The organism is uncultured Nitrospira sp. (genome assembly GCA_902500695.1).
Lineage (GTDB): Bacteria > Nitrospirota > Nitrospiria > Nitrospirales > UBA8639 > Nitrospira_E.
The window spans coordinates 5,396-10,863 of the sequence record CABVRQ010000110.1 but is presented as its reverse complement, the minus strand read 5'-3'; the positions used below and the strand labels follow the sequence as shown (position 1 = coordinate 10,863).

Here is a 5,468-nt window from a genome sequence, read left to right as displayed (position 1 = left end):
TATGACAGCCGGGTTGTCAAGGACATGAAAAAGCTGGACCGCCAAGTCCAGCAAACCATCCTTGAGTATTTTGATGACCGGATAGCACCGTCCCCTGATCCCCGCAGCTTTGGTAAGCCTCTTGAATCATCATTTTCCGGTCTTTGGCGGTACCGCATTGGGGATTACCGTGCTATCTGCCGTATTGAGGATGAGAAGTTGGTTGTTTTGGTGCTGCGAGTTTTGCACCGGAGTACTGTCTACAAGAAACCGCTCCAGCATTGAGGTCGACATGGTCCTCCTCTCCGATCTGTTTTGAAAGAAAATTCTTCTTCCTCCACACGATTCGATATTTTATTACTGCTCATATTTTCCCTTAAGAGGTCAGTCTTCAGGGGGGAAGTTGGTGCCTGAGTATGAGGCGAGGGCAAGGGCCTGTTAAAACGGAACTTCACCGGCGCGGAGTTTGATGAGGGCGTCTTTGACGAATTCCATGTCTTTGCTGCCGGGTTCCATGTTTTGTGCGGCGAGCGTCCAGGCGGCATCGGTTTCCTGGCGGCGATTCAAATACCACAAGGCTAAGCCCCGATACCAGTTGACGGCAGGTTGATTAGGAAGATCGCCCAGGACTATGTCGAAATGAGTGAGAGCCTGTTTGAAAATGTCCGGATCGTCAATTTGACGCGTTTCGATCTGAATGACTCCTAAATTGTAGTGGGCTTCATGCTGCTTCGGGTCCAGCTCCAAAGCTTTTTCCCAGGCCTTTTTCGCTTCAGGGATACGATTCAAGGCCTGATAGGATCGCCCGGCCATGATTTGGCCTTGCAGGTCATCAGGATTCTCTTTGAGGCGGTTCTCCAGTTTGGCGACCATCTCCATTGGATTCGGCCCTCCTCCCATTTCCGCTTCAATGGCCATCAGTTTTTGTGCGGCTTTGAACTGAAGCGCGCCGTAAATGCCGATGGAGGCCAATAAGACCACCAGGCCAGAGGCGATGGTTGGAATCCAATGTATTCGTTTCGAGGTTGCAGATTGCTGTTTGCTGGTTTCGTCGTGAACGACGTCCTTGAAGGTGTCCAGCCGGTCTAACAGATTGAGTAGACGGCGTTCGTCCGTGGCTTTCAACCGTTCGTAGTCGGAAGGGTCCATCCTTCCCTGTGACAGTTCCATTTCGAGGTCCTGTAGAGAACGGACCACAGTTTCTCGTTCGATTTGAAGGTCAAGGAGTTCCTGAGCCCGGTCATCGTCCAGGCCAAAGGAGACTGGTGAAGGATCCCGCCGCCAAAATGGAAGGGTAAGGGAGACAAGTACGATCCCCAGGACGACCACAAACGGAATCACGAAAATGGCGAAAGTCGACATACGGGATTGAGGCTATTCAGGACTCGAGTTCACGCTCGATACGTTTTCGAGCCTGATCGTCCAATGGCGGTTCAGGTTGGCTTGGCGGAGTGGGTGTATCACGGACCCAGTGAGTCACTTCCTTGTAGAGAAAGAATCCCCCGACGACCAGCAGGAGAAACGGCGCCAGCCAGATGAGCCAATTGACACCATGTTTTGGGGGTTCCATGAGAATATAGTCCCCATAGCGGCTGAGGAAATAGGCGCGAATCTCTTCCGTGTTGTGTCCCAGGGCGATGCGATCACGAATCACTCCACGCATCTGTTGGGCCAGCGGTGCGCCTGATTCCCAAATATTCTCCGTTTGGCAGACGGTGCAGCGGAGCGTTTTGGCAATTTCCCTGACCTGAATGTCGACGTCCGTTTCGTCCTGCACGGCAGCGAATAGCGGAAGAGGAATGGTTAACAGGGCCGCAAGGCACCAGGTAAGTCGAATGGGCATTAGGACGTCGTGGTCGTGGTGGGTTGAGCCTTAAGCAACGGGGCAATGACTTTTTGTGTGATGTTGGTATACACCTCACCTGTGATCGGGCCGACCCATTTATGGCGGATTTTCCCCTGTTGATCAATCACAAATGTTTCGGGTACTCCGTAGACCCCGTAATCAATGGCCAATTGTCCTTTGAGGTCACGGACATGGGAAAACGTTGAGCCGTATTCCTTTAAATATTTTTTGGCAGCCGGTAATTCGTCCTGATAATTCACTCCCAGCATCACGAACTCGGGATTATCTTTAAAGAGTTGATGAAGCTGTAAGATGCTTTCGTGCTCCACCTTGCATTCATAACACCATGACGCCCAGAAATTGAGCAGGACCACTTTCCCCTTGAATTGATCCAAAGAGATCGTTTGTCCCGTTTCAACATCCGGTCCTTCAAAGTTGGGAGCTTCGGTTTCAATCAGGACCGTGGGAATGTGGTGTGGATCTCCCCAGAGCCCCTGGTAAAACAGGGCGAACAGTCCGAACAGGCAGAGGATCAGCGTCAATTGCCAGCCTTTGCTCATTCTTCCTTCTTTCGGGGACGGAGGATATTCAAAATCACGCCGAAACCCATGATGACCCCGCCTCCCCATACCCACAGAACCAGCGGATTGAGCACGCCACGCGCGACGGCCACACCGTCTTCGGACACTTCAGGCATGGTCAGAAAGACGTGCCCCATATTGGTGGCATAAATGGCCGATTCAGTGGTAGGCGTTTGGGTGGCCGAATATATTCGCTTTTGGGGCCGGAGCTCCGTAATCAAATCCTCTCCCTTAAACACTTGAAAGACGCCTTCCTGCGCATTCCAATTCCCGCCGGCCACTTCATGAATTTTTGTCAGTTTCATCCGATAGTCCCCGATGGCGAATTCGTCTCCCACGCGCATCGAGACGACTTTTTCCGTTTGATACACGGTTGAGGCAATGATGCCCACGACTAAGACGAGGACTCCGATATGGGTAAGCATGCTGGCATAGCGTCGTTGGTTGGCGGTAAAGGCCGCCAGACTTCCCTGGAAGATGTTACTCCCGTTCCGCTGCGCATACAGTTGCGAAATTTTCCCAAAGTCCAGGACTATCGCCATGCCGGCAAAGGTTACCACATAGCCTCCTGCCAGGGCATAGAGGTTATGAATGCCGGTCACAAACAGCAGGACGACTATGACCGCTCCAGCGAGAAGTGGTGTGGAGAAACTCTTTTTCAGGCTTGCCACCGACGCCTTGCGCCAGGGGATATAGGGGCCGATTCCCATGAGAAATAACAATCCTAGGGCAATGGGCATAAACACCGCATTGTAATAGGGCGGTCCGACGGTCACCTTGGCGTCCTGTAGCGTTTCGAGTATTAATGGATAGAGAGTACCCAGAAAAACCGTCGCGGCAGCCACCAGAAAGAATAAATTATTAAAGAGGAAGATCGATTCACGGGAAACCAACGAATCCATCTCGACTTGTGATTTCAATTTATTGGATCTCAGGATTAACGCGCCGAAGGCGATCCCGATGACGGTGCCTACGAAAATAAGAATATACAGACCGCGCTCAGGATCCGTGGCAAAGGAATGGACGGAAGTGAGCACGCCGCTTCGCACCAGAAATGTTCCGATCAGAGACAAAGAAAATGTGACGATGATAAGGAAGAGATTCCAGACTTTGAACATCTTCCGCTTTTCCTGCACCAGAACGGAATGCAAGTAGGCGGTACCCACCAGCCAGGGCATAAACGACGCGTTTTCGACTGGATCCCAGCCCCAATAGCCGCCCCAGCCCAGTTCGTAATAGGCCCAATAGCCGCCGAGCAGGATGCCGGTCGTCAGGCACATCCAGGCAAACATACTCCATCGCTGCGTGACCTTGATCCACTCTTCTCCCAATCGCCCGGAGAATAATGCAGCCATGGCAAAGGAAAAGGGTATGGAAAATCCCACATAGCCCATATAAAGCATGGGGGGGTGTAAGACCATCGCCGGGTCTTGCAGTAACGGATTCAGGTCTTTGCCATCGAGGGGGACGGGCAGAAGCCGTTCAAATGGACTGGAGAGAAACACAATTAAACATAAAAACCCGAAGATGATGGCCGATTCCACCGCAATCAAATACGGCATAATGGTAGGCTGGGTGCGCCAATGCAGCCAGACGGCCAATGTGCTAAAGACGGAAAGAATGAAGACCCAGAGCAGGAGCGAGCCTTCATGGCCGCCCCACACAGCCGCGACGGTATAGAAAAACGGGAGTTTCGAATTGGAATTGTTGGCCACATAGAGGACGGAGAAGTCCCGTATGATAAAGGCATAGACCAATGAGAGCATGCCCACCCCGAGCAGGACGAAAATGAGGGTGATGGCCATGCGCCCGGAGCGGGCCCAATCGGGGTTGCGGGTTTTGAGGGCTAAGGCAGCGCTGGCCATGCCAAAGACTGACAGCACCAGGGCAACAATGGTCGAAAAATGTCCAATTTCAATTATCATAGGGAATCGCAAACAGGGTTAAGGCGAGAGGGTTTTCATGAAATCTTTTTTGGGAAGTTCCACGCCTGCTCGTTTGAGTTCCATGGGCATGTAGTCCTCGGAATGCTTGGCCATGATCATCGTGGAATGAAACGTCCGGCCGTCCCGCCATTGGCCTTCCACCACAGCCCCTTGTCCCTCTTTAAACAGGTCCGGGGGAATACCCTGAAACGCAACAGGAATAGTCGCAGCACCATCTGTGAGTTCAAAGGTCAGACCCACCGGCTCGGGTTGGGTTTTGAGGCTGCCTTTGACCACCATGCCACCCACACGAACTTTTTTGCTGTAGGCTTCGGCGGAAAAGGCTTTCACCTCAGAGGGAGTCACGAAGTACACGATATTTTCGCCGAAATTTCCAAACGCGAGATAGCCGAGCGAACCGGCAACCAGGAAGATGCTGACGATGATGGCAATTTTTTTATTCTTTGTGCCCAAGGGAATCTGCCTCTGGTTCGTACAGTTTGGATTCTTTAATCTCTTTAAATAAAACCATGACTCTTTGGCTCATGGCAAATACCATCCACCCCAAAGCCAAGACGGAAATCAGATAGGCGGCGGCCACAAATCCAAAATTATTGATCAAGGCGGTATCCTGTGCCTTGAATACTTGTGCCTGGTTGTCCCAGCGCCCAATGAGAACCATGGTTTTCAATTCTCGAATATTTTCCAGTGGAGGACCTTGGTAGTCCACAGTCAGACTGGCTGCCCCATCTACAAATTCAAATGTGGCCTGGCCATGTTCCACGTCACCCTGCAAGGTACCACTTTTGACCATCCCTTGTATCCTGACCGGTTGGGTAACCGGAGGGCTACTCAGCAGCGTTCCTAGCGGCAGTGTGGATAAGTCTTGTTGGTAGTGCTGAAAGGTCAGAATGGCGAGAAGGAGGGTTGCCCCCAGAATCAACGCCCAGCGTGTATATAATCCGGTCATGGAGTCGTTTGAGAAAAATGGGTTTGACTGAGAAAGCGACCTTTTTTGGCATGCAACAAGTCAGTCAAGTACAAAATTTGAGTGCGGACCATCACCATATAGGCAAATAATAACCAACATCCAATACTCATTAACGTCAGGGGGACCAGAATATCTTCTGAAATACT

Annotated in this window: 7 protein-coding genes; 1 reads left to right on the top strand and 6 read right to left on the bottom strand. The window is 51.5% G+C overall.

What is annotated here, in order from left to right:
* Positions 1 to 264, top strand: a 264-nt coding sequence (locus AAH187_RS17715) for a type II toxin-antitoxin system RelE/ParE family toxin (protein ID WP_342349815.1), incomplete at its 5' end; no start/stop codon positions are given.
* 153 nt (positions 265 to 417) lie between these two features.
* Here AAH187_RS17715 and AAH187_RS17710 read toward each other — a convergent pair.
* The 6 genes from AAH187_RS17710 to AAH187_RS17685 are packed head-to-tail and all read right to left on the bottom strand — an operon-like array spanning position 418 to position 5,301.
* Positions 418 to 1,341, bottom strand: coding sequence for a tetratricopeptide repeat protein (locus AAH187_RS17710; protein WP_342349814.1), 924 nt, complete (start codon positions 1,339 to 1,341; stop codon positions 418 to 420).
* A gap of 16 nt (positions 1,342 to 1,357) precedes the next feature.
* Positions 1,358 to 1,822 (bottom strand): cytochrome c-type biogenesis protein, encoded by a 465-nt coding sequence (locus AAH187_RS17705; protein WP_342349813.1) that lies wholly within the window; start codon positions 1,820 to 1,822, stop codon positions 1,358 to 1,360.
* Complete coding sequence (locus AAH187_RS17700) at positions 1,822 to 2,385, bottom strand: redoxin domain-containing protein (protein ID WP_342349812.1); 564 nt, start codon at positions 2,383 to 2,385, stop codon at positions 1,822 to 1,824. The genes AAH187_RS17705 and AAH187_RS17700 overlap by 1 nt, the downstream gene beginning before the upstream one ends.
* Complete coding sequence (locus AAH187_RS17695; protein ID WP_342349811.1) at positions 2,382 to 4,331, bottom strand: heme lyase CcmF/NrfE family subunit; 1,950 nt, start codon at positions 4,329 to 4,331, stop codon at positions 2,382 to 2,384. Before AAH187_RS17695 ends, AAH187_RS17700 begins: the two co-directional genes overlap by 4 nt.
* Before the next feature lie 18 nt (positions 4,332 to 4,349).
* Positions 4,350 to 4,805 carry a cytochrome c maturation protein CcmE gene (ccmE, locus tag AAH187_RS17690; RefSeq protein ID WP_342349810.1) on the bottom strand — a complete coding sequence of 152 codons (456 nt, stop codon included), beginning with the start codon at positions 4,803 to 4,805 and terminating at the stop codon, positions 4,350 to 4,352.
* Entirely contained in the window at positions 4,789 to 5,301 is a 513-nt protein-coding gene (locus AAH187_RS17685) for a cytochrome c maturation protein CcmE (protein WP_342349809.1), read from the bottom strand. The genes ccmE and AAH187_RS17685 overlap by 17 nt, the downstream gene beginning before the upstream one ends.
* Positions 5,302 to 5,468 lie beyond the last annotated feature (167 nt).

Coding starts and splice junctions, on each gene's coding strand:
- AAH187_RS17710 (WP_342349814.1), bottom strand. CDS start 1,341: ATGTCGACTTTCGCCATTTTCGTGATTCCGTTTGTGGTCGTCCTGGGG.
- AAH187_RS17705 (WP_342349813.1), bottom strand. CDS start 1,822: ATGCCCATTCGACTTACCTGGTGCCTTGCGGCCCTGTTAACCATTCCT.
- AAH187_RS17700 (WP_342349812.1), bottom strand. CDS start 2,385: ATGAGCAAAGGCTGGCAATTGACGCTGATCCTCTGCCTGTTCGGACTG.
- AAH187_RS17695 (WP_342349811.1), bottom strand. CDS start 4,331: ATGATAATTGAAATTGGACATTTTTCGACCATTGTTGCCCTGGTGCTG.
- AAH187_RS17685 (WP_342349809.1), bottom strand. CDS start 5,301: ATGACCGGATTATATACACGCTGGGCGTTGATTCTGGGGGCAACCCTC.